Here is a 20,377-nt window from a genome sequence, read left to right as displayed (position 1 = left end):
GCGGGGAGAGCCCATGACCACCGCGCTTGTGCCCACCCCCCTCCTTTTCGGTCTTGCCGCCTTTCTGGAAATCGCCGGCTGCTTCGCCTTCTGGGCGGTGCTGCGCAGCGGGGCGAACCCGCTCTGGCTGGTGCCGGGCATACTCAGCCTCATCGCCTTCGGCACGGCGCTGACGCAGGTCGAGGCGAGCGCCGCCGGGCGGGCCTTCGCCGCCTATGGCGGGGTCTATGTCGCGGCCTCCCTCCTCTGGCTATGGGCGGTCGAAGGATTCCGGCCGGATTGGTGGGATCTGCTCGGCGGCGCCGTGTGCCTTTTTGGCGCGGCCATCGTGGTGTTCGGCCCGCGCGGCTGACGCCTCAGCCCAGCACGGCCTCAAGCCGGCGCTTCACCTCATCCTTGGCCGGCTCGGCGGCCTTGAGGATGGCCATCACGCGGAAGAAGTCGAGCACGCGGAAGTCATGCACATTCGGGCGAATGAGGATGTCCGGCGCGCCGGATTTCAGCTTCTCGCCGACAATGGCGCTGGCCATGATCTGCAGCGTGGCGAACATCGATTCCAGCGCCTGCGGCACGCCGCGCGTGTCCGCGCCATGGCCGCCGGTGATGTCGACGGCCAGCACGATGTCGGCCTTGGAGCGCAGGAGGTCGAAGGGCAGCGGGTTGACCGCGCCGCCATCAACCAGCGTGTGGCCGCCGAGTTCCACCGGACGCATCAGGCCGGGAATGGCCAGCGAGGCGGCAATGGCCGGGCGGATCGGGCCGTGCTCGAACATCTTCTCGCAGCGACCCCAATAATCCGTCGCCACCACCTGGAAGGGAATGGCGAGATCCTCGAAGCGCTCCGGCACCATATCGGGGAGGAAGCCGGCGACCACGCGCTCGGCATCGACCAGCACGGGATTGCCGAGGCCGCCGAACAGGTCGGCGATGCGCCCGACGCGGGCGGCGAGCAGGCGGCGCATCACCTCGCCGCGGTTGCGCAGCGTGTGCGACACGAGCTGGCGCAGATCCTTGGCCGGCATGCCGGCGGCGTAGATGCAGCCGAAGAAGCCGCCGATCGAGGCGCCGGCGATGGCGCAGGGGCGGATGCCGAGTTCGTCCAGCGCCTCCAGCACGACGATATGCGAGAGGCCGCGCGCCCCGCCCGAGCCCAACGCCACGGCGATGCGCGGCCCGGCCGGTTCCGACGTTGCGCTGCTCTCGCCGGAGACGATGACGCCCTGATGGGGCGCCTCGCCGGGCGGATGGTGACGTTCGGGGGCCGGGCGGGGATGGCGCCGGCCGCGGGAAGAGGCGGGATGTTCGTCCATGGCCTCACCTCATGCCGCTGTCACGCGGCGATTCTGTGAACGGTGCCGCGCCGCGCCTATGTGGGGTCGCTGCCCAGCGCGCGCCAGGCGATGTCGCTGCGGCAGAAGCCGTCCGGCCAGTCGATGCGGGCGACCGCGTCATAGGCCCGCTCGCGCGCCTCCGCCACATTGGCGCCGATGGCGGTGACGTTGAGCACCCGCCCGCCATTGGCGACGAGATCGCTGCCCGCCTGCTTCGTGCCGGCATGGAACACCTTCACGCCGGGAATCTGCTCGGCGGCATTGATGCCGGCGATGCGCGTGCCCTTCTGGTAGCTGCCGGGATAGCCGCGCGCCGCCATGACGACGGTGATCGCCGCCTCGGGCTTCAGCGGCACCGGCTGGTCTTCCAGCCGGCCGGTGGCGACCGCGTGCAGGATCGGCAGCAGGTCGCCTTCCATGCGCAGCATCAGCACCTGGCATTCCGGGTCGCCGAAGCGGACATTATATTCGATGAGCTTGGGCCCCTCGCGGGTGATCATCAGCCCGGCGAACAGCACGCCGCGATAGGCGCTCGCCGCATCGGCCAGCGCACGGGCGGTCGGCTTGATGATGTCGTGCAGCGCGTGGCGTTCCATCTCGGCGGTGAAGACCGGGGCGGGCGAATAGGCGCCCATGCCGCCGGTGTTGGGGCCGCGATCGCCATCATAGGCGCGCTTGTGGTCCTGCGCCGAGCCGAAGGGCAGCACGGTCTCGCCATCCACGAGGCAGAAGAACGAGACTTCCTCGCCCTCCAGAAATTCCTCGATCAGTATCTCGGTGCCGGCCCCGCCCATGGCGAACACCTCGTCGACGCCGTCCAGCGCCTCGTCGATGGTCATGGCGACGATCACGCCCTTGCCGGCCATCAGCCCGTCGGCCTTCAGCACGATGGGGGCGCCCTGGGCGCGGATGAAGGCGCGGGCATCCTCCACCTCGGTGAAGCGGCCGAAGGCCGCGGTCGGGATGTTGTGCGCCTTGCACAGTTCCTTGGTGAAGAGCTTCGAGCCCTCAAGCTGCGCGGCGACCCGGCGCGGGCCGAAGACCGGAAGCCCTTCCGCGATCAGCCGGTCGGCGATGCCGTCCACCAGCGGCGCCTCGGGGCCGACCACCACAAGGTCGATCTTCTCCGCGCCGCACAGGGTGACGAGGGCGTCATGGTCGTCGAGCGGAAGGTCGATGCAGGTCGCATGCCCGGCAATGCCCGGATTGCCCGGCACCGCAAAGAGCCGGCCGAGCAGCGGGCTCTGCGCCAGCTTCCAGGCGAGCGCGTGTTCGCGGCCACCCGAACCGAGCAGTAGAACATTCATGCGGCAAGCCTCCAGCACCCCGACCTTGCGCTTCGCCTAAACGTTCAGGCGGCGGGGGGCAAGGGTTCGTGTGGCGGGCATTGGCCAAACGCCGTCATGGCCGGGCTTGGCCCGGCCATCCACGTCTCATGGCCCCGCGCGCTAAAAGTCGTGTATCCCCGGGCCGAGCCCGGGGATGACGCGGCAGGTTCGCCGTTCACTCGTAGGCGAGTGCCACCACCGGGTCCATGCCCGCCGCCTTGCGGGCGGGGAGGTAGCCGAAGATCAGCCCGGTGAGGAAGGCGCAGCCAAAGGCCAGCACCGGCGGCAGCAGCGACAGCACGATGGTGACGCCGAGATATTCCAGCAGCAGCGCCACGCCGATGCCGAGCCCGACGCCCACCGCCCCACCGACGCCGCACACCACCAGCGCCTCGGTGTTGAACTGCAGCATGATGTTGCTCATGCGCGCGCCGGTCGCCATGCGGATGCCGATCTCGCGGGTGCGCTCGGTCACGCTCACCAGCATGATGTTCATCACGCCGATGCCCGCCACCAGCAGCGAGATGGCGGCGACGCAGCCGAGCACGAGGGTGAGGGTGTTCTGCGTCTCCAGCGCCGTCTCGAGGAACTGCGCCGTGTTGCGCACCTGGAAATCCTCGACCTGATGGCGATCGGTGATGAGGCGGGTGATGGCCTGTTCGACCTGCGGGATCTCCTCGGCCTTCTCCACCTTCACCGTGATGGAGTTGACGAAGCGCCGGCCGAACACCCGCACGAAGCCGGTGGAGATCGGCACCAGCGCCACATCGTCCTGATCCTGGCCAAAGGCATTGGCGCCGCGCGGGGCGAGCACGCCGATCACCTCATAGGGCACGTTCTTCACCAGCACATAGCGCCCGAGCGGATCATCCTCGCCGAACAGGTTGGTAACGACGGTCTGGCCGAGCACGATCACCGGCGCATAGGCGCGCACATCGGCGGCGGTGAACATCACCCCGCGCGCCAGCGCCCAGTCGCGGGCGTCGAGATAGTCGGCGCTGGTGGCGGTGACCGAGGTGTAATAATCGGCCGATCCGAAGCGCATCGTGTAGCGGCCGGTGCGCTCGGGCGCGACGGCGCTGATGCCGGGAATGACCCGCAACGCGTCCGCATCCTCCGGCAGAAGCGTCGCGTTGTCGCCGCTGGTGCGGATGCCCGCCGCCCCCGGCCGCACGATCAGCAGATTGGTGCCGATCTGCGAAATGCGCTCCAGCACGCTCTGCTTGCCGCCATCGCCCACCGCCAGCATGGTGATGACCGAGGCAACGCCGATGACGATGCCGAGCAGCGTCAGCGCCGTGCGGAACACGTTGGCCGCCATGGAGGCGAAGGCCATGCGCACGGCTTCCGCCAGATCCGGCACGAAGCGGGCAAAACCGCCGCCGCTGCTGGCGCGCGTTCCCGGCAGCGGCGTGCGGGCGGGTTCCGGCTCGCGCCGCTCGTCGGAGACGATGTGGCCGTCTTGAAAGCGCACGACGCGCCGGGCGTGCGCGGCGACATCGGGATCGTGGGTGATGAGGATGACCGTGTGGCCTTCCGCGTTCAGCTCGGTGAGCAGGGCCAGCACATCCTCGCCGCTGCGCGAATCGAGCGCGCCGGTCGGCTCGTCGGCGAGGATGACCGGCGCGGCGTTCATCAGCGCGCGGGCGATGGAGACCCGCTGCTGCTGGCCGCCGGAGAGCTGGTTCGGGCGGTGCTCGGCGCGATCGCCAAGGCCGAGGCGGTCGAGCAGTTCATGCGCCCGCGAGGTCCGCCGCTCCTGTGGCGTGCCGGCATAGATGGCAGGAATTTCGACATTTTCCGCCGCCGTCAGCGTCGGCAGCAGATTGTAGCGCTGGAACACGAAGCCGAAGGTCGAGCAGCGCAGCGCCGCGAGCTGGTCGGGATCGAGCTCCGCGACATCGACGCCGTCCACCCGGTAGGCGCCGGCGGAGGGGCGGTCGAGGCAGCCGACAATGTTCATCAGCGTCGATTTGCCCGAGCCGGACTGACCCATGATGGCGACGAACTCGCCGGGATGGATGGCGAGCGACACGCGGTCGAGCGCGCGCACGACTGTCTCGCCATTCGGGTAGATGCGGCTGACATCGGTCAGTTCGATGATCGGGCGCAGCGGCACTGCCTGCCCGGCCTCCGGGGCCGGCAGCGCGTCGAGCCGCAGCGCCAGATCCTCGGTCCCGCCGCTCATCTCTCCCGGCACATCCTCGCTCATGCCGCCCTCCTCAGCCGAGGCGCGGCGGCATGGCGGGCGGGCGCTGGCCGCCCGGTCCGCCCGGACGCGCGCCGGGGGCGCCGGCGCCGGTGACGACCGTATCGCCGGGCGACAGCCCCTCGATCACCTGCGTCATGGCGCGGTTGGCGATGCCGATCTTGATGTTGCGCTCCTGCGGCCCCTGCGGGGTCATCACGCGCACCGTCGCGGTGCCGTCGCGGCGGGTGCGCACGGCGGCGGTCGGCACCAGCGGCACGCCCTTGGCCTCGCCGAGACGGAAGAAGACCTGCGCGGTCATGTTGGTCATCAGCGTCAGGTCGGGGTTGGGCACGTCGATCAGCACATTGTAGAGCACGACGTCGTTGACGATGGTCGGCGTCGGCTCGATCTGCCGCACCGCCCCCTCCCAGCGCCGGTCCGGCAGGCCGAGCGTCGAGAAATAGGCGGGGGTGCCGACCGTGATCTTCGGAATGTCGCCCTCGGCCACCTGCGCCGTCACCGTCATGGTCTGCAGGTCGGCGATGCGCAGCACGATGGGCGCGCTCTGGTTGGCGTTGAGCGTCGAGCCCTCGCGGGCGGTGATCGAGACCACCGTGCCGTCCATCGGCGCGTAGATCTTGGTGTAGCCGAGATTGGCCAGGTCGCCGTCGAGCGTCGCCTGCGTCTGGGCGATCTGCGCCTTCAGCGCGTCGATCTTGGCGATGGAGATGCGCATCGTGGCCTCGGCCGCCTCGGCCGCGTCACGGCTGCCGGCCTGCTTCGACCAGAGCTCCTGGGCGCGATCGTTGCGCAGCCGGTCGAGCGTGAGCTGCGCCTCGGCCTGGGCGAGCTGGGCGCGCAGATTGTCGAGGCTGGCGCGGTCGCCATTCACGCGGGTCTGGTAGACGGTGGGGTCGATCTCGGCGAGCAGGTCGCCCTTCTTCACGATCGCCCCGACATCGGGATGGATCACCCGGAGCTGGCCGGAGACCTGCGTGCCGACATCGACATAGGTCTTGGGCTGCATATTGGCGATGGCAGTGACATTGGTCTGGATGTCGCCGATCTCGACCTTGGCGGTCTGGAACTCGGGCGCGGCGGGCGCCTGGGCGCGGGTGCCATAATAGTAGCCGCCCGCGCACGCCGCCACGAGAACGGCCAGGCCAACCCAGCGCCACCGCCCGCGTCGCCGCACCGTCGTTCCCGCCTTCCAGCCGCTTTCAGACCTTTGAAGCATCGCGCATCCACCCGCCTTTCCCACCGTTTCGGGATAAGGCCGAAGCGGAGGCGTACCAAGTGAATTCGCGGTAATGATAGGCAGAGCCTATCGAATTGGAAAAGCTCCAAATTTCGGCATTTTCCGGCCGGCGGGCGGCGGCTTCAGGAATCGTGCGGGCGGTAGTCGCCGGTGGATGGGTCGCGGCGCAGCGTGCCGCGGCCGGCCTCGCGCGCCGCATCCGCCGCGCGCTGCGCGTCGAGCTCGGCATTGACGCGGCGCGATTCACCGGCGAGCCGCTTCACCAGCGCGGCGGCGCCAAGGGCGCCGAGGGCGAGCACGAACAAGGGGGGCATGCGTTTGTCTCCCTCAGCCGGGCGTCACAGGCCGAAGCGGCCCCACAGGGCGCGCTCCTCGGCCTGGGCGGCCAGCGACTGGGCGAAGCCCGCCCCGGCGGCGCCGGCGGCATCCCCGCCAAGCGCGGAGAGGCCCGCCAGGCGGCGGCTGAAGAAGCCAGCGCGCGGCTCGATCACCGGGGTGAGCACCTTCTCGCCATAGCGCGCCCGCAGGAAGGAGCGCACCTCGCCGATGGAATCGACCAGTCCCAGTTCCTGCGCCTGCGGCGCGGCCCAGAATTCGCCGGAGAACAGCGTGTCGTCGTCGCCGGTGAGCACGTCGCCCCGGCGCTGCTTCACCAGCCCGCTGAAGGCGGCGTGGATGTCCTGCTGGATCGCCTTGAGCCGCTCGATATCCTCGGCCTTTTCCGGCTGGAACGGGTCGAGCATCACCTTGCGCGTGCCGGCGGTGTAGACGCGTCGGTCGATGCCGAGCTTGTCGATCACCCGGTCGAAGCCGAAGCCGGCGCTGACCACGCCGATCGAGCCGACAATGGAAAAGGGATCGGCGACGATTTCGTCGGCGGCGCAGGCCAGCATGTAGCCGCCGGAGGCCGCGACATCCTCGACGAAGGCGATGACCGGGATCTTCTTTTCGTCCGCCAGCAGGCGGATGCGCCGGTAGATCAGATGCGACTGTACCGGCGCGCCGCCCGGCGAGTTGATCACCAGCGCCACCGCCTTGGCCCCCTTCACCGCGAAGGCGCGGTCGAGCGTGCGGGAAATGCCGGCGAAGGTCAGGCCGGGATTGAACGGGCGCGCCATGCCGATGGCGCCGGAGAGCCGGACCACCGGAACGATGGCGGCACCCGCGCGCATCCGCGCGGGCAGGATGGGATCGAGGCGGCGGCGGAGGTCGGCGAGAAATGAGCTGGCCATGATGTCCCTGATGATCACCACCCGTCGTGATCTGCCTCTGACATAGGGTGCGAGGGGCCAAGCCTCAAGCGGGGGGCCTCACGCGGTGCGCCTCAAGCGCCGCCGCTGTCACAACCCGCCCGCGTCCCGCAGCAGGCGCTCGGCGTTGAGGCTCGGGCGCCCGTCATCACCGGCCAGCACCAGCGGCGGCAGAAAGGCCGGCGGGGTGCGCCGTCCCTTGATCGCCCCGATCAGCAGGCGGATCGCCGGCGCGTCGGGGCGCGGATGCACGGGGCGGATCGTCACGGCTCCGAAACGGCCTTTCATCCCCGCCAGCAGCGCCTCGATGGCCTCCGGCCGGTGGATCAGCGCCAGCCGCCCGGCCGGGGCGAGCAGCCGGGCGGCGGCCTTGAGCCACATCTCCATCCCCGCATCCGGTACGCTGTGGGCGAGCGCGCGACGCTCATGCGGGGAGGCGCGGTGGCGGGTGGGGTCGTTGAAGGGCGGGTTCATCAGCACGAGGTCGGCCGCGCCGGCTGCCGGGAGCGGCGGGCCCGCGGGCCGTCCCAGCGCCGCCACATCAGCCTCGACGACGCCCACGCGCCCGGCAAGATCCGGCGCCTGCCGGGCGGCGTTGCAGCGGGCAAGCGCGGCGGTGGCGGGGTCGAGCTCGACCAAGGTCAACGCTACCTCGGGCACGCGGACCGCCAAGGCGAGCCCCGCCGTGCCGACACCGGCGCCGAGATCGACCGCAATGCGGGCATCGCCCGGCGCGCTGGCGGCGAGCAGCAGCGCATCATGGCCGGCGCGGTGGCCTCGCGCGGGTTGCAACAGCCGCAGCCGCCCGTCGAGAAAGACATCGTCGGTCAGTTCCGCCCGCAGATCGGCGGGCATATCGGCAAAGGGCGCCGCGTCGGTGTCCATCACGCCGCCATCTCTCATTCGGCCCGCAGCTTGGCGCCGAGGCCGGCCTCGCGCAGCAAGGTGCGGGCGCGCGGCATCTCGTCCTCCCCGACCAGAAGCCGGCGCGGCAGCAGGCCGATCGAGCCTTCCATCACGCTCATATGCTGGTCGAGCACGAAATGGACGATGCCGGCCCCGTCAAGCAGCGCCTCGACGGCGGAAAGCAGCACGATGTCGTTGGTCCGAAGCAGTTCACGCATGGCGCCATAGTGGCACGAAAGCGTGTCCGGCGCCTGACGCTGCGTCAGTCGCGCCGGACGGAGTATTTCCGTCCGCCCGCCAATTGCGCTATGCCGGGGCCGGCAGAGCGTGCGCGCCTTCCCGGTCGCCGGGGCGGGCTTGCCGAATGTGCCGCCGGCGCCCACTTGTCGGCATCTACTTGCCGGAACACCTGCCCGCCCTTCATATGGGCGTCCATAACCGACCAACCGGAAAGTCCGCCGTGGCCGTCGTCCTGCCTTTCAATCCCGCCGCCGAGGTCTCCGCCGCCCCGTCCATCGAGGGCATCGTCAACCTGGTGCGGGCCGATATGGACAGGGTGAACACCCTGATCCTCTCGCGCACCGGCTCGGACGTGACGATGATCCCGGAGGTCGCGCAGCACCTCATCTCCTCCGGCGGCAAGCGTCTGCGCCCGATGCTGACGCTCGCGACCGCCGATCTCTCCGGCTATCAGGGCGAGGGCGATGTGAAGCTCGCCGCCTCGGTCGAGTTCATGCACACGGCGACGCTGCTGCATGACGACGTGGTCGACGACAGCGAGATGCGGCGCGGCAAGCTCGCCGCCCGGATGCTCTGGGGCAATGAGGCGAGCGTGCTGGTGGGCGATTTCCTGCTCGGCCAGGCCTTCCGCATGATGATCGAGGTCGGCAACCTCTCCGCGCTCGACATCCTCTCGACCGCCGCCGTGGTGATCGCCGAGGGCGAGGTGGCCCAGCTCGCCGCCGCCAAGAACACCGCGACCAGCGAGGACGAATATCTCGCCGTCATTCGCGGCAAGACCGCCGAGCTGTTCGCCGCCGCCTGCGAAGTCGGCCCGGTGCTCGCCGGCCGGCCGAAGCTGGAACAGGCCGCCTGCCGCAGCTATGGCATGAATCTCGGCATCGCCTTCCAGCTTGTCGATGACGCGCTGGATTATGGCGGCTCGGGCGCCGCGCTCGGCAAGAATGTCGGCGACGATTTCCGCGAGGGCAAGATCACCCTGCCCATCGTGCTGGCCTTCCGGCGCGGCAGCGAGACCGAGCGGGACTTCTGGCGCCGCTGCCTGGAGCGCGGCGAGATCGCCGATGGCGACCTCGACCACGCCATCGAACTGCTCGCCCGCCACCGCGCCATTGCCGACACGGTGGAGCGCGCCCGCCATTACGGCGCCATGGCCAAGGACGCGCTCGGCATCTTCCCGGCCGGTCCTGCCCGCAGCGCGCTGGTCGACGTGGTGGATTTCTGCGTCTCGCGGGTGAACTGACCCCGACTTCGCCGGAAGCCGGGGTCAGCGCCGGCTGGCAAAAAAATCCTTCAGCAGGGCCGCCGCCTCGCTCTCGCCGAGGCCGCCATAGACATCCGGCCGGTGATGGCAGCTCGGCTGGGCGAAGAAGCGCACGCCGCTCTCCACCGCCCCGCCCTTGGGGTCCGCTGCGCCGTAATAGACCCGGCGCAGCCGCGCCCAGGCGATGACGCCCGCGCACATGGTGCAGGGCTCCAGCGTCACATAGAGATCGCAATCGGTGAGCCGGTCCGAGCCCAGCGCCGCCGCCGCCGTGCGGATCGCCAGCATCTCGGCATGGGCGGAGGGGTCGTTCAGCTCGCGCGTGCGGTTGCCGTCGGCGGCGATCACCACACCCTCGCGCACCACCACCGCGCCGACCGGCACCTCGCCGCGCGCGGCCGCCGCCCGCGCCTCGTCCAGCGCTCGTGTCATGAAGCTCGAGCGTCCCGTCACCGCGCGCGTCCTCCCGTAAAAGCTCGCCTCGCGGCCCCGGACGTGCTAGCACCCGCGACCCATTACAGATATCGCTTGAGACGCCCGGCGCCTTTTCGCCCGGCGCGTAGCCCCGGACGGCCGCATCCCATGCCCAAGAATACCCCGCCCCGCAAGGAACAGAATCGCGTGCCGCGCGCCCCCCGCGCGCTGGCGCCGGCCGAACCGCGCGAGGCTGAGCGCATCGCCAAGGTCGTCGCCCGCGCCGGCCTCGGCTCGCGCCGCGAGATCGAGGAATGGATCCTCGCCGGTCGTGTCGCGGTCAATGGCGAGGTGCTGGAGAGCCCGGCCCGCACGGTGACGGCGGAAGACACCATCACGGTGGACGGCGTGAAGCTGCCGGAGAAGGAGCGCACGCGGCTCTATCTTTACCACAAGCCCAAGGGCGTGGTGACGACCAATTACGACCCCGAGGGGCGCCCGACCCTGTTCGAGATCCTGCCCGGCGGCCTGCCGCGGCTGGTCTCGGTCGGCCGGCTCGACCTCAACACCGAGGGTCTGATCCTGCTCACCAATGATGGCGGCCTCGCCCGCGTGCTGGAGCTGCCGGAGACCGGCTGGCTGCGCCGCTACCGGGTGCGCGCCAAGGGCGACATCACCCAGGACAAGCTCGACGCGCTGATCGCCGGCATCACGGTGGACGGCGTGCATTACGGGCCGATCGAGGCGGTGCTTGACCGCGTGCAGGGCGCCAATGTGTGGCTGACGCTGGCGCTGCGCGAGGGCAAGAACCGCGAGGTGCGTAACGTTCTCGGCAGCCTCGGCCTCGACGTGAACCGGCTGATCCGCCTTTCCTATGGCCCGTTCCAGCTCGGCGAGATTGTGCAGGGCGCGGTGGAGGAAGTGCGCACGCGCATCCTCATGGACCAGCTCGGCCCGGAGCTTGCCGCCGCCGCCGGCGCTGATTTCGAGGGCCCGGTGTTCGACCACGCGGTCGAGGACGAGGCGCCGCGCAAGCCCTCCAAGGCGCGCTACGCCAAGGTGGAAGGCGCCGAGGATCGCCCGCGCCGCCGCCCGATCGACACCGAGGCCGGCCCGGACAAGACCGTGAGTTCCGGCCTCGTCGCCGACCGCAAGGGCCGCAAGGTGCTGGTGCAGCGCGTGCGCTCCACCGAGCCGGCGCCCACCGAGGAGGAGCGCCCGTTCCGCGATGAGCGCCGCCCCGAGCGCCCCGGCCGTGGCCCGAGCCGCGACCGCAAGGCCGCCGGCCCGCGTCCCTCCCGCCCGCGTGACGCCGAGGACCGCGCCCCGCGCGCCGACTACGAGGAACGCGGCGGCGAGCGCACCTTCCGCGGCCGCAGCGAGCGCCCTGCCCGCAGCACGGAGGACCGCCCTATTCGCAGTGAGGGTGACCGTCCGTTCCGCGAGCGCGCTCCCCGCGCCGAGGGCGACCGTCCGTTCCGTGAGCGGGCTCCCCGCGCCGAGGGCGACCGTCCGTTCCGTGAGCGCGCCCCCCGTCCTGAGGGCGACCGCCCGTTCCGTGAGCGCACCCCGCGTGCCGAGGGTGACCGTCCGTTCCGTGAGCGTGCGCCCCGCGCCGAGGGTGACCGTCCGTTCCGCGAGCGTGCGCCCCGTCCCGAGGGTGACCGTCCCTTCCGCGAGCGGGCGCCCCGCGCCGAGGGCGACCGTCCTTTCCGCGAGCGGGCGCCGCGTGCCGAGGGCGACCGTCCGTTCCGCGAGCGCGCGCCGCGTCCCGAGGGCGACCGTCCGTTCCGTGAGCGTGCGCCCCGTCCTGAAGGTGACCGCCCGTTCCGTGAGCGCGCGCCCCGTGCCGAGGGTGACCGTCCCTTCCGCGAGCGGGCGCCCCGCGCCGAGGGTGACCGTCCGTTCCGCGAGCGCGCGCCGCGTCCTGAAGGTGGGCGTCCCTATCGCGGGGCCGACAGCGACCGTCCGTTCAGCGGGCGAGTGAAGTCGGAAGAGAACCGCACCCGCCGTCCGCGCTTCGCCAAGCTGGCCGGCAGCGGTGACACCGAGCGCGCGCCGCGCGAGGAGCGCCCGCGCCGCGAGGAGGGTGACCGTCCCGCGCGCAATTACGGCGCCAAGAACTTCGCCGACCGGCCCGCTCGTTCCTTCGGCGACAAGCCGCGCGGCGAGCGCCCCGCCGGGGATCGTCCGCGTGGCGACCGCCCGGCCGGCAAATCGTTCGGTGACCGGCCGTTCGGTGACAAGCCGCGTGGAAAGTCCTTCGGCGACAAGCCGGGCGGGCGTCCGGCGGGTGGCAAATCCTTCGGTGACAAGCCTTCTGGCGGCAAATCCTTCGGCGGCAAGCCGTCGGGTGGCCGCCCCTCCGGTGGCAAGCCCTCGGGTGGCAGGCCTTCGGGTGGCAAGCCGGGCGGGCGTCCCGGCCGTCCCCCGCGCGCCTGAGCGTCGAGGCTGAGCCGTGCGCATCGTCGGCGGGCGCTTCAAGGGTCGCACGCTTAGCGGCCCCTCCTCCAACGCCACGCGGCCGACCTCGGATCGGCTGCGCGAGGCGCTGTTCAACGTGCTCGCCCATGCCTATGGCGACCCGGCGGACGGCGCGCGCGTGCTCGACCTGTTCGCCGGCACGGGCGCGCTGGGGCTGGAAGCGATCTCGCGCGGGGCGAAATTCGCCGTCTTCGTCGATGAGGCGACCGAGCCGCGCGGGTTGATCCGGGCCAATGTCGAGGCGCTCGGCCTCGGCGGCGTCACCCGCATCTTCCGGCGCGACGCCACCAAGCTCGGCACCGCCTTCGCCAGTGACGCCTTCGATCTCGTCTTCTGCGACCCGCCCTATGGGCGCGGCCTCGCGGTGGCGGCGCTCACCAGCGCGCGCGACGGCGGCTGGCTGGCGCCCGAGGCGCTGATCGTCGTCGAGGAATCGGTCGAGGCCGCCTTCGCCGCGCCCGATGGCTTCGAGGAGCTGGAGCGCCGACGCTACGACACCAGCGAACTCATCTTCCTGCGCGCCGCGCCCTGAGGCGCGGACGCAGGCCGCTACGCCACCGTCTCCACCGCCTCGATGATGCGGGCAATGTCCTCTTCGCGGGAGAGGCGGTGATCGCCGTCCTTCACCAGCGTGATGACCACATCGTCCTCGGCGAGGCAGGTGACGAGCTTCATCGCGTGCTGCCAGGGCACCACATCATCGGCCACGCCCTGCAGGATGCGCACCGGGCACCCGACGGCGAAGGGGCTGCCCAGCACGAGGTTGCGGCGGCCGTCCTCGATGAAGGCGCGGGTGATCGGGGTCGGCTCGCCATAGTCGGATTTCCGATACCACACGCCCGTCTGCTCGATCTCGGCGCGGATCTCCGGCGTCATCGCGTTCCACATCAGCTCTTCGGAAAAATCCGGCGCCGGGGCGATGAGCACGAGACCGGCGAGGCGCTGGCTCTCCCCGCGCGCGGCGAGCGCGCGCGCGAGCAGCAGCGCGATCCAGCCGCCCATGGAGGAGCCGACGACGATCTGCGGGCCGGTGGTCGCGCGGTCGAACACGGCAAGCGCCTCCTCCGCCCAGCGCGAGATCGTGCCGTCGATGAAGGCGCCCTCCGACTCGCCATGGCCGGAATAGTCGAAGCGCATCACCGCGCGGCCGACGCCCGCGCCCCACTGCGCGAGGCGCTCGGCCTTGGTGCCGCGCATGTCCGAGAGATAGCCGCCGCACCAGAGCACGCCGGGGCCGGCATCTGGCGTGCCGGGCGTGTGGCGCAGGGCGATGCGGCGGGCATCCGCGCCAACGTCGAGGAAGTCGGGCGGCGTGTCGGTGGCGGTCATCACGGTCCTCGTCCTTCGGACGGCGCGCCGTCGCGGGGCTCTTGGCCGGCACAGCTTCTTGCGATTCGTGCCGGCGACGCCACATTCCCCTACAGGCGCCGGGCGGCGGCGCAAGAGCTTCGGCACGCGCGCGGCCCCGCCGGGCCCCAACTTTGCCCTCAAGGCGCAACTTTGGGTATTTTCCGTTTCGTCATGCCGTTGACTTCTGCCGGGTTTGTCACGATCTTCTGCGACCGTTTTACGCGCGCAGAAACGAGCCGGCCGGCAAGAATTCGCGGCGCGATGAGACGCACTTTCTGAAATGGCAGAGGAGAAGACGCCATTCGTCGCCCCATGAGACCCGTCGCGCCGGAAAAGGACGGTCCGCGCGTCAACGAAGACATCCGGATCCGCGAAGTGCAGCTCATCGACCAGGATGGGCAGAATCTCGGCGTCATCCAGACCCGGGACGCCATTCTGCGTGCGCAGGAAGCCGGCCTCGATCTGGTCGAGATCGCGCCGAATTCCGTGCCGCCGGTCTGCAAGATCCTCGATTACGGCCGCTTCAAGTACCAGAACCAGAAGAAGGCCAACGAGGCGCGCAAGAAGCAGCACATCGTCGAGATCAAGGAAATCAAGCTGCGTCCCGGCATCGACACCCACGACTATGAGGTGAAGATGAAGGCGATCCACCGCTTCTTCGAGGAAGGCGACAAGGTGAAGATCACCCTGCGCTTCCGCGGTCGCGAGATGGCGCACCAGGAACTCGGCTACAAGCTGCTGAACCGCGTGAAGGAAGAACTCGCCACGATCGCCAAGGTCGAGGCGGAGCCTTCGCTCGAAGGTCGGCAGATGATCATGGTGCTGGCCCCGCGCTGAGCGGAGCCGGCCTGTCGACGGGCGCCGGCTCCGCGCGAGACCGGCGGCCCCTGGCGATTGCCGATGGCGTCATCCCGGCCGGTCCGCGGGGCCGGTCCGGGATCACTACGCCTGCGCGCCTGCGCTTCCCATCCAGAACGCCGCGGCTTGCCTAATCCGGCAGGCTGCCATTCTCGGCCAGCACCGCCCCGGCGAGATAGAGCGAGCCGGCGATCAGCACGCGCGGCGCCGGGCCGGCGGACACCGTCCCCGATATACCCAGACTTTCCAGCGCCGCCGCGACGCTCACCGCCGTCGAGGCGCTGATGCCATGCGCGCTTGCCGCCGCCGCGACGGCGTCCGGCGGCTGGCCCTTGTGCTCGCCCGGCACCGGCACGGCGATGAGCTCGCGCGCCAGCCCGGCGAAGGGCGCGAGAAAGGTGCCGGAATCCTTCGAGCCGAGCATGCCGACGATCATCACCAGCGGGCGCGACACGCGGTCTTCCAGATCCGCCAGCGCGGCGGCCAGCGCCTGCCCGCCGGCGGCATTGTGCCCGCCATCGAGCCAGACATCGACACCCTCGGGCGCGCGCTGGGTGAGCGGGCCCGGCCCGAGCCGCTGCAATCGCGCCGGCCAGTTCGCCTGGCGCATGCCATCCTCGAAGGCGGCGAAGGGCAGGCGCAGCGCCGGATCGCGCTGCCCGGCGATGCGCAGCGTCTCCACCGCCAGCCCGGCATTGCCGATCTGGTGCGGGCCGACGAGGCGCGGGCGCGGCAGGTCGATCAACCCGTCCTCATCCTGCACCACCAGGCGGCCACCTTCCTCATGGGCCTGGAAGCCCTCCCCCATGACGGTGAGCGGCACGCCGAGCCGGCCCGCCTGCCGCTCAATGACGGCCAGCGCCTCGCGCGGCTGCTGGGCGATCACCGCCGGCACGCCGCGCTTGAGGATGCCCGCCTTCTCGCCGGCAATGGCGGCGACCGTTTCGCCGAGGAAATCGACATGGTCGATGGAGACCGGCGTGATGACGCAGACCAGCGGGGCGTCGATCACATTGGTGGCGTCGAGCCGGCCACCGAGGCCGACCTCGAGCAGCAGCACATCCGCCGGCACTTCGGAAAACAGCAGGAAGGCCGCCGCCGTGGTGATCTCGAAGAAGGTGATCGGCGCGCCCTCATTGGCCACCTCGGCGCGGGCCAGCGCGTCGGTCAGCGTCGCGTCGTCGACGAGGCGGCCGGCGAGGCGGATGCGCTCGTTGAAGCGCACCAGATGGGGCGAGGTGTAGACATGCACGCGCTTGCCGGCGGCCTCCAGCACGGCGCGCATGAAGGCGACGGTCGAGCCCTTGCCATTGGTGCCGGCGACATGGATCACCGGCGGCAGGCGACGCTGGGGATGGCCGAGCCGCTCCAGCACCCGCCACATGCGGTCAAGGGAGAGGTCGATCAGCTTGGGATGCAACGCCAGCAGCCGCTCGAAAATGTCCTCGACCGGAGGCCGCTCCGATGGGCCGGCAAGTGGCGCGGCGGACATGGCGGGCCTCAGGCGCTCGCGGGCGCGGGCAAAGCCGGGGCCTCGCCGGAACGGGCGGCGTCGGCGGGGGCTTCCGCCGGGCGGGCGACCTCGACAGCGGGGGCGCGCATCAAGAGCCGGCAGAGCCGGCCGAGCGTCGCGCGCATCTCATGGCGGTGCACGACGAGATCGATCATGCCGTGGTCGCGCAGATATTCGGCGCGCTGGAAGCCCTCGGGCAGTTTCTCGCGGATCGTCTGCTCGATGACGCGCGGGCCGGCGAAGCCGATCAGCGCGCCCGGCTCGGCGATCTGGATGTCGCCCAGCATGGCGTAGGAGGCGGTGACGCCACCGGTGGTCGGGTTGGTGAGCACCACGATGTAGGGGAGCTTGGCCTCGCGCAGTTCCTGGATGGCGCAGGTGGTGCGCGGCATCTGCATCAGCGAGAGGATGCCTTCCTGCATGCGCGCCCCGCCGGAGGAGGCGAACATGATGAAGGGCGTGCCGCGCGAGGCGGCGGTCTCGAGCCCGGTCACGATAGCCTCGCCCGCGGCCATGCCGAGCGAGCCGCCCATGAAGCCGAAATCCTGCACGGCGATGGTGACCGGCAGGCCTTCCAGCTTGCCATAGCCGACCTTAACCGCGTCCTGCGCGCCGGTTTTGGCGCGGGCGTCCTTGAGGCGGTCGGCGTAGCGCTTCTCGTCGCGGAACTTCAGCGGGTCGGCCACCACCTGCGGCAGGGCGATGTCGTACCATTTGCCGCCGTCGAACATCGAGCTCAACCGCGCCTTCGGGTCCATCCGCATATGGTAGTTGGAGCCCGGGATGACGAAGAGGTTCGCCTCCAGATCCTTGTGGAACACCATCTGCCCGGTCTCGGGGCACTTCACCCAGAGATTCTCCGGCACCTCGCGGCGATTGAGGAAGCTGTTCAGCTTCGGGCGGACGACGTTCGAGATCCAGTTCAACGGCGTGGCTCCGGACGGGAAGGGATGGCGGCTGCCCGATGGACAGCCGCGCCCTCATCTAATCGCCGACAAGGGCGATGAAAAGGCAGGTAAGCGCGCGAAGGGGCCGGCGCGGCCGCAAAAAGGGGCGGTGGGGGCCTATTCGGCCGCCGCGCGCCCGGTGCCGCGCACCGCATCGGCGAGGCGGCCGACGAGGGAGGTGACCGCCCCCACCGTGCCGGCAGTGGCGTGGTCGTCCGCGTCGAGCGTGCCGCGCAGCGCGTCGATCAGCGCCGAGCCGACCACCACGCCATCGGCGCCCGCCGCGATCGCCGCCGCCTGCTCGGGCGTGCGCACGCCGAAGCCGACCGCGACTGGCAGCTCGGTGTGGCGCTTGATGCGCGCCACCGCCTGGCCGACGACATTCGCGTCGGGCGTCGCCGCGCCGGTAATGCCATTGATCGAGACGTAGTAGACGAAGCCCGCCGTATGGGCGAGCACGGCCGGCAGGCGCTTGTCGTCGGTGGTCGGCGTGGCCAAGCGGATGAAGGCAAGGCCCGCCTTCAGCGCCGGCAGGCAGAGCTCATTGTCCTCTTCCGGCGGCAGGTCGACGACGACGAGCCCGTCCACCCCGGCAGCCTTGGCGTCCGCCAGGAAGCGGTCGACGCCATAGATATAGACCGGGTTGTAATAGCCCATCAGCACCAGCGGCGTGGTGTCGTCGGTCTTGCGGAACTCGCGGACCATGGCGATGGTCTTGGCGAGCGTCTGCCCGGCTTTCAGCGCGCGCAGACCCGCCGCCTGGATGGCGGGGCCGTCGGCCATCGGGTCGGTGAACGGCACGCCGAGCTCGATGATGTCGGCGCCGGCGCCCGGCAGCGCCTTCAGCAGGCTCAGCGAGGTGTCATAATCCGGGTCGCCGGCGGTGATGAAGGTCACCAGCGCCGCACGGCCCTCGGCGGCGCAGGCCTTGAAACGATGATCGAGCCGGGTGATCGGGCGCGTGGTCATAGGCGAGTCCCCAGAATTTCCGCCACCTGCGGAATGTCCTTGTCGCCGCGGCCGGACATGTTGACCACCATCAGGTGATCGTCGGGCAGGGTCGGCGCGAGTTCGATAACCTTGGCCAGCGCATGGGCCGGCTCCAGCGCGGGGATGATGCCCTCGAGCTTGGAGACCAGCTGGAAGGCGCTCAGCGCCTCGTCGTCGGTGGCCGAGATGTAGGTGGCGCGGCCGGTGTCATGCAACCAGCTGTGCTCCGGGCCGATGCCGGGATAGTCGAGGCCGGCCGAGATCGAGTGCGCCTCGGTGATCTGCCCGTCATCGTCCATCAGGAGATAGGTGCGGTTGCCATGCAGCACGCCCGGGCGCCCGCCGGTGAGCGAGGCGGCGTGCTGGCCGGACGGGATGCCGTGGCCGGCCGCCTCGACGCCGAAGATCTGCACGGTCGGATCGTCGAGGAAGGGATGGAACAGGCCCATCGCGTTGGAGCCGCCGCCGATGCAGGCGATCAGGCTGTCCGGCAGACGGCCTTCCTGCTCCAGCATCTGGGCGCGGGTCTCGACGCCGATGATCGACTGGAAGTCGCGCACCATGCCCGGATAAGGGTGCGGGCCGGCGACCGTGCCGATGCAGTAGAAGGTGTCGTGCACGTTGGTCACCCAGTCGCGCAGCGCCTCGTTCATGGCGTCCTTGAGCGTGCTGGAGCCGGAGGTTACCGGCACCACCTCGGCGCCGAGCATCTTCATGCGGAACACGTTGGGCGCCTGCCGGGCGACGTCGACGGCGCCCATATAGACCACGCATGTCAGCCCGTAGCGCGCGCAGAGCGTGGCGGTGGCGACGCCGTGCTGGCCCGCGCCGGTCTCGGCGATGATCCGCTCCTTGCCCATGCGGCGGGCGAGCAGGATCTGGCCGAGCACGTTGTTCACCTTGTGCGAGCCGGTGTGGTTCAGCTCCTCACGCTTGAAATAGATCTTGGCGCCCTTGCCGGCCGGGGCGCCCTTGCGCAGGTGCTCGGTGAAGCGCTCGGCGAAATAGAGCGGGCTCGGGCGGCCGACATAATGTTTGAGCCCGGAATCCATCTCCGCCTTGTAGGCCGGGTCGGCCTTCGCCGCCTCATAGGCCTTTTCCAGGTCGAGGATGAGCGGCATGAGCGTTTCGGCCACGAAACGACCGCCGAAAATGCCGAAATGCCCGTTCTCGTCGGGGCCGGTGCGGAAGGAGTTCAGGACGTTCACGGCGGGCTCGTCTCTCTGGCGGGTGGGGTGGGCGTCGCACTGGCCGGGCCCGGCGTGAGGGCAGCCTCTCGCGCCGCGCGCACGAAAGCGGCGATGCGGGCGGAGTCCTTTATGCCGGGGGCCTGCTCGACACCGGAGGATACGTCCACGCCGCCCGGCTGGATGAGCCGCACGGCGGTGCCGACATTCGCCGGGTCCAGACCTCCTGACAGCATGAAGGAGCGGGCGCGGTCAAGATTGGCAAGGTCAAGATTGGCGAGGTCGAGGTCGGCGATCAGGTTCCAGTCGAAGGCAACGCCATTGCCGCCCGGCAGCGCCGCGCCCTTGGGCGGCTTGGCGTCGAGCAGCAGCCGGTCGGCGACGCGGGCATAGGCGGTGAGAGCGGGAAGATCCTCCGGCCCGCCAATACCCAGCGCCTTCATCACCGGCCGGCCGAAGCGGGCGCGGATCGCGCTGACGCGCTCCGGCGTCTCATGGCCATGCAGCTGGAGAATGTCCGGGGCGGCGGCGTCGATGATGGCGGCGAGGGCGTCGTCGTCGGCATCGACGGTGAGGGCGACGATCTGGGCGCGTCCGCGTGCCTGCGCCGCGAGGCGGGCGGCGCGCGCAACATCGACATGACGCGGGCTGCGAGCGAAGAACACCAGGCCGATCATGTCGGCGCCCGCCGCCAGCGCGGCATCCAGCGTCTCGGGCGTGCTCAACCCGCAGATTTTGATCTCAAGCGACACGGCCGCCTCCTCAAGCGCCTGCAAGTAGCATGGAACGCGCCGGGCTGGCGAGAGACGGGGCCGTCACAGCCCGGCCGCTGCGGTACATGCGCGTCGCCCGCCTTGCACGTTTCC

Annotated in this window: 20 protein-coding genes; 5 read left to right on the top strand and 15 right to left on the bottom strand. The window is 70.5% G+C overall.

Going from position 1 to position 20,377, the window contains the following annotated elements; translation table 11 throughout:
* The first annotated feature begins 13 nt into the window (after nucleotides 1-13).
* A complete protein-coding gene (locus OU996_RS04270) occupies nucleotides 14-352 on the top strand; it encodes a YnfA family protein (protein ID WP_267584413.1) in 339 nt (112 codons plus the stop codon).
* A gap of 4 nt (nucleotides 353-356) precedes the next feature.
* Here the strand turns inward: OU996_RS04270 and OU996_RS04265 are convergent, their stop codons facing one another.
* The 8 genes from OU996_RS04265 to OU996_RS04230 form a co-directional block, all read right to left on the bottom strand.
* The gene (locus tag OU996_RS04265) at nucleotides 357-1,310 is read right to left on the bottom strand and encodes a patatin-like phospholipase family protein (protein WP_267584412.1); all 954 of its coding nucleotides are present in this window, start codon (nucleotides 1,308-1,310) and stop codon (nucleotides 357-359) included.
* A gap of 56 nt (nucleotides 1,311-1,366) precedes the next feature.
* A complete protein-coding gene (purD, locus tag OU996_RS04260) occupies nucleotides 1,367-2,638 on the bottom strand; it encodes a phosphoribosylamine--glycine ligase (RefSeq protein WP_267584411.1) in 1,272 nt (423 codons plus the stop codon).
* Nucleotides 2,639-2,834: 196 nt separating this feature from the next.
* Complete coding sequence (locus tag OU996_RS04255; protein ID WP_324290753.1) at nucleotides 2,835-4,772, bottom strand: MacB family efflux pump subunit; 1,938 nt, start codon at nucleotides 4,770-4,772, stop codon at nucleotides 2,835-2,837.
* A 109-nt stretch (nucleotides 4,773-4,881) separates the two neighbouring features.
* Entirely contained in the window at nucleotides 4,882-6,087 is a 1,206-nt protein-coding gene (locus OU996_RS04250; RefSeq protein ID WP_267584410.1) for an efflux RND transporter periplasmic adaptor subunit, read from the bottom strand.
* 143 nt (nucleotides 6,088-6,230) lie between these two features.
* The gene (locus tag OU996_RS04245; RefSeq protein WP_267584409.1) at nucleotides 6,231-6,422 is read right to left on the bottom strand and encodes a hypothetical protein; all 192 of its coding nucleotides are present in this window, start codon (nucleotides 6,420-6,422) and stop codon (nucleotides 6,231-6,233) included.
* A gap of 24 nt (nucleotides 6,423-6,446) precedes the next feature.
* Nucleotides 6,447-7,340: a S49 family peptidase gene (locus tag OU996_RS04240; RefSeq protein ID WP_267584408.1), complete on the bottom strand. Its 894-nt coding sequence runs from the start codon at nucleotides 7,338-7,340 to the stop codon at nucleotides 6,447-6,449.
* 108 nt (nucleotides 7,341-7,448) lie between these two features.
* Nucleotides 7,449-8,243, bottom strand: coding sequence for a tRNA1(Val) (adenine(37)-N6)-methyltransferase (locus OU996_RS04235; protein WP_267585588.1), 795 nt, complete (start codon nucleotides 8,241-8,243; stop codon nucleotides 7,449-7,451).
* 14 nt (nucleotides 8,244-8,257) lie between these two features.
* Nucleotides 8,258-8,482: a DUF2007 domain-containing protein gene (locus OU996_RS04230; protein ID WP_267584407.1), complete on the bottom strand. Its 225-nt coding sequence runs from the start codon at nucleotides 8,480-8,482 to the stop codon at nucleotides 8,258-8,260.
* Between the two features lie 242 nt (nucleotides 8,483-8,724).
* Here OU996_RS04230 and OU996_RS04225 point away from each other — a divergent pair, with 242 nt between their 5' ends.
* Nucleotides 8,725-9,747 (top strand): polyprenyl synthetase family protein, encoded by a 1,023-nt coding sequence (locus tag OU996_RS04225; RefSeq protein WP_267584406.1) that lies wholly within the window; start codon nucleotides 8,725-8,727, stop codon nucleotides 9,745-9,747.
* 24 nt (nucleotides 9,748-9,771) lie between these two features.
* Here OU996_RS04225 and OU996_RS04220 read toward each other — a convergent pair whose 3' ends face one another.
* Nucleotides 9,772-10,200 carry a nucleoside deaminase gene (locus OU996_RS04220; RefSeq protein WP_267584405.1) on the bottom strand — a complete coding sequence of 143 codons (429 nt, stop codon included), beginning with the start codon at nucleotides 10,198-10,200 and terminating at the stop codon, nucleotides 9,772-9,774.
* 150 nt (nucleotides 10,201-10,350) lie between these two features.
* Between OU996_RS04220 and OU996_RS04215 the strand changes: the two genes are divergently transcribed.
* Entirely contained in the window at nucleotides 10,351-12,624 is a 2,274-nt protein-coding gene (locus tag OU996_RS04215) for a pseudouridine synthase (RefSeq protein WP_267584404.1), read from the top strand.
* A gap of 16 nt (nucleotides 12,625-12,640) precedes the next feature.
* On the top strand, nucleotides 12,641-13,198 hold the full coding sequence (rsmD, locus tag OU996_RS04210; RefSeq protein WP_267584403.1) for a 16S rRNA (guanine(966)-N(2))-methyltransferase RsmD: 558 nt from the start codon (nucleotides 12,641-12,643) through the stop codon (nucleotides 13,196-13,198).
* Nucleotides 13,199-13,215: 17 nt separating this feature from the next.
* Here the strand turns inward: rsmD and OU996_RS04205 are convergent, their stop codons facing one another.
* On the bottom strand, nucleotides 13,216-13,995 hold the full coding sequence (locus OU996_RS04205) for an alpha/beta hydrolase (protein WP_267584402.1): 780 nt from the start codon (nucleotides 13,993-13,995) through the stop codon (nucleotides 13,216-13,218).
* A 321-nt stretch (nucleotides 13,996-14,316) separates the two neighbouring features.
* On the opposite strand from OU996_RS04205, the gene infC reads away from it, so the two are divergent.
* The gene (gene infC / locus OU996_RS04200; RefSeq protein WP_267585587.1) at nucleotides 14,317-14,853 is read left to right on the top strand and encodes a translation initiation factor IF-3; all 537 of its coding nucleotides are present in this window, start codon (nucleotides 14,317-14,319) and stop codon (nucleotides 14,851-14,853) included.
* A gap of 151 nt (nucleotides 14,854-15,004) precedes the next feature.
* On the opposite strand, the gene OU996_RS04195 is transcribed toward infC, so the two are convergent.
* The 5 genes from OU996_RS04195 to OU996_RS04175 form a co-directional block, all read right to left on the bottom strand.
* Nucleotides 15,005-16,366, bottom strand: a complete 1,362-nt coding sequence (locus tag OU996_RS04195) for a bifunctional folylpolyglutamate synthase/dihydrofolate synthase (RefSeq protein WP_267584401.1) — start codon at nucleotides 16,364-16,366, stop codon at nucleotides 15,005-15,007.
* 8 nt (nucleotides 16,367-16,374) lie between these two features.
* A complete protein-coding gene (accD, locus tag OU996_RS04190; protein ID WP_267584400.1) occupies nucleotides 16,375-17,313 on the bottom strand; it encodes an acetyl-CoA carboxylase, carboxyltransferase subunit beta in 939 nt (312 codons plus the stop codon).
* Between the two features lie 138 nt (nucleotides 17,314-17,451).
* Nucleotides 17,452-18,303, bottom strand: coding sequence for a tryptophan synthase subunit alpha (gene trpA / locus OU996_RS04185; protein WP_267584399.1), 852 nt, complete (start codon nucleotides 18,301-18,303; stop codon nucleotides 17,452-17,454).
* Nucleotides 18,300-19,532, bottom strand: a complete 1,233-nt coding sequence (gene trpB, locus OU996_RS04180; protein WP_267584398.1) for a tryptophan synthase subunit beta — start codon at nucleotides 19,530-19,532, stop codon at nucleotides 18,300-18,302. Before trpB ends, trpA begins: the two co-directional genes overlap by 4 nt.
* Nucleotides 19,529-20,263 (bottom strand): phosphoribosylanthranilate isomerase, encoded by a 735-nt coding sequence (locus tag OU996_RS04175; protein WP_267584397.1) that lies wholly within the window; start codon nucleotides 20,261-20,263, stop codon nucleotides 19,529-19,531. Before OU996_RS04175 ends, trpB begins: the two co-directional genes overlap by 4 nt.
* Nucleotides 20,264-20,377: the final 114 nt, after the last annotated feature.

Origin of the sequence: Ancylobacter sp. SL191 (genome assembly GCF_026625645.1) — a bacterium.
Taxonomy (GTDB): domain Bacteria; phylum Pseudomonadota; class Alphaproteobacteria; order Rhizobiales; family Xanthobacteraceae; genus Ancylobacter.
Note: the sequence above shows the minus strand (reverse complement) of the source record. Positions and strands in the feature narration are given on the sequence as shown.

Bases quoted from the DNA above. Each gene is read 5' to 3' on its own strand.
- OU996_RS04240 (WP_267584408.1), bottom strand. From the start codon at position 7,340: ATGGCCAGCTCATTTCTCGCCGACCTCCGCCGCCGCCTCGATCCCATC.
- OU996_RS04215 (WP_267584404.1), top strand. From the start codon at position 10,351: ATGCCCAAGAATACCCCGCCCCGCAAGGAACAGAATCGCGTGCCGCGC.
- OU996_RS04250 (WP_267584410.1), bottom strand. From the start codon at position 6,087: ATGCTTCAAAGGTCTGAAAGCGGCTGGAAGGCGGGAACGACGGTGCGG.
- OU996_RS04230 (WP_267584407.1), bottom strand. From the start codon at position 8,482: ATGCGTGAACTGCTTCGGACCAACGACATCGTGCTGCTTTCCGCCGTC.
- OU996_RS04195 (WP_267584401.1), bottom strand. From the start codon at position 16,366: ATGTCCGCCGCGCCACTTGCCGGCCCATCGGAGCGGCCTCCGGTCGAG.
- OU996_RS04205 (WP_267584402.1), bottom strand. From the start codon at position 13,995: ATGACCGCCACCGACACGCCGCCCGACTTCCTCGACGTTGGCGCGGAT.
- OU996_RS04245 (WP_267584409.1), bottom strand. From the start codon at position 6,422: ATGCCCCCCTTGTTCGTGCTCGCCCTCGGCGCCCTTGGCGCCGCCGCG.
- OU996_RS04270 (WP_267584413.1), top strand. From the start codon at position 14: ATGACCACCGCGCTTGTGCCCACCCCCCTCCTTTTCGGTCTTGCCGCC.
- trpA (WP_267584399.1), bottom strand. From the start codon at position 18,303: ATGACCACGCGCCCGATCACCCGGCTCGATCATCGTTTCAAGGCCTGC.
- OU996_RS04235 (WP_267585588.1), bottom strand. From the start codon at position 8,243: ATGGACACCGACGCGGCGCCCTTTGCCGATATGCCCGCCGATCTGCGG.
- OU996_RS04220 (WP_267584405.1), bottom strand. From the start codon at position 10,200: ATGACACGAGCGCTGGACGAGGCGCGGGCGGCGGCCGCGCGCGGCGAG.
- OU996_RS04265 (WP_267584412.1), bottom strand. From the start codon at position 1,310: ATGGACGAACATCCCGCCTCTTCCCGCGGCCGGCGCCATCCCCGCCCG.
- purD (WP_267584411.1), bottom strand. From the start codon at position 2,638: ATGAATGTTCTACTGCTCGGTTCGGGTGGCCGCGAACACGCGCTCGCC.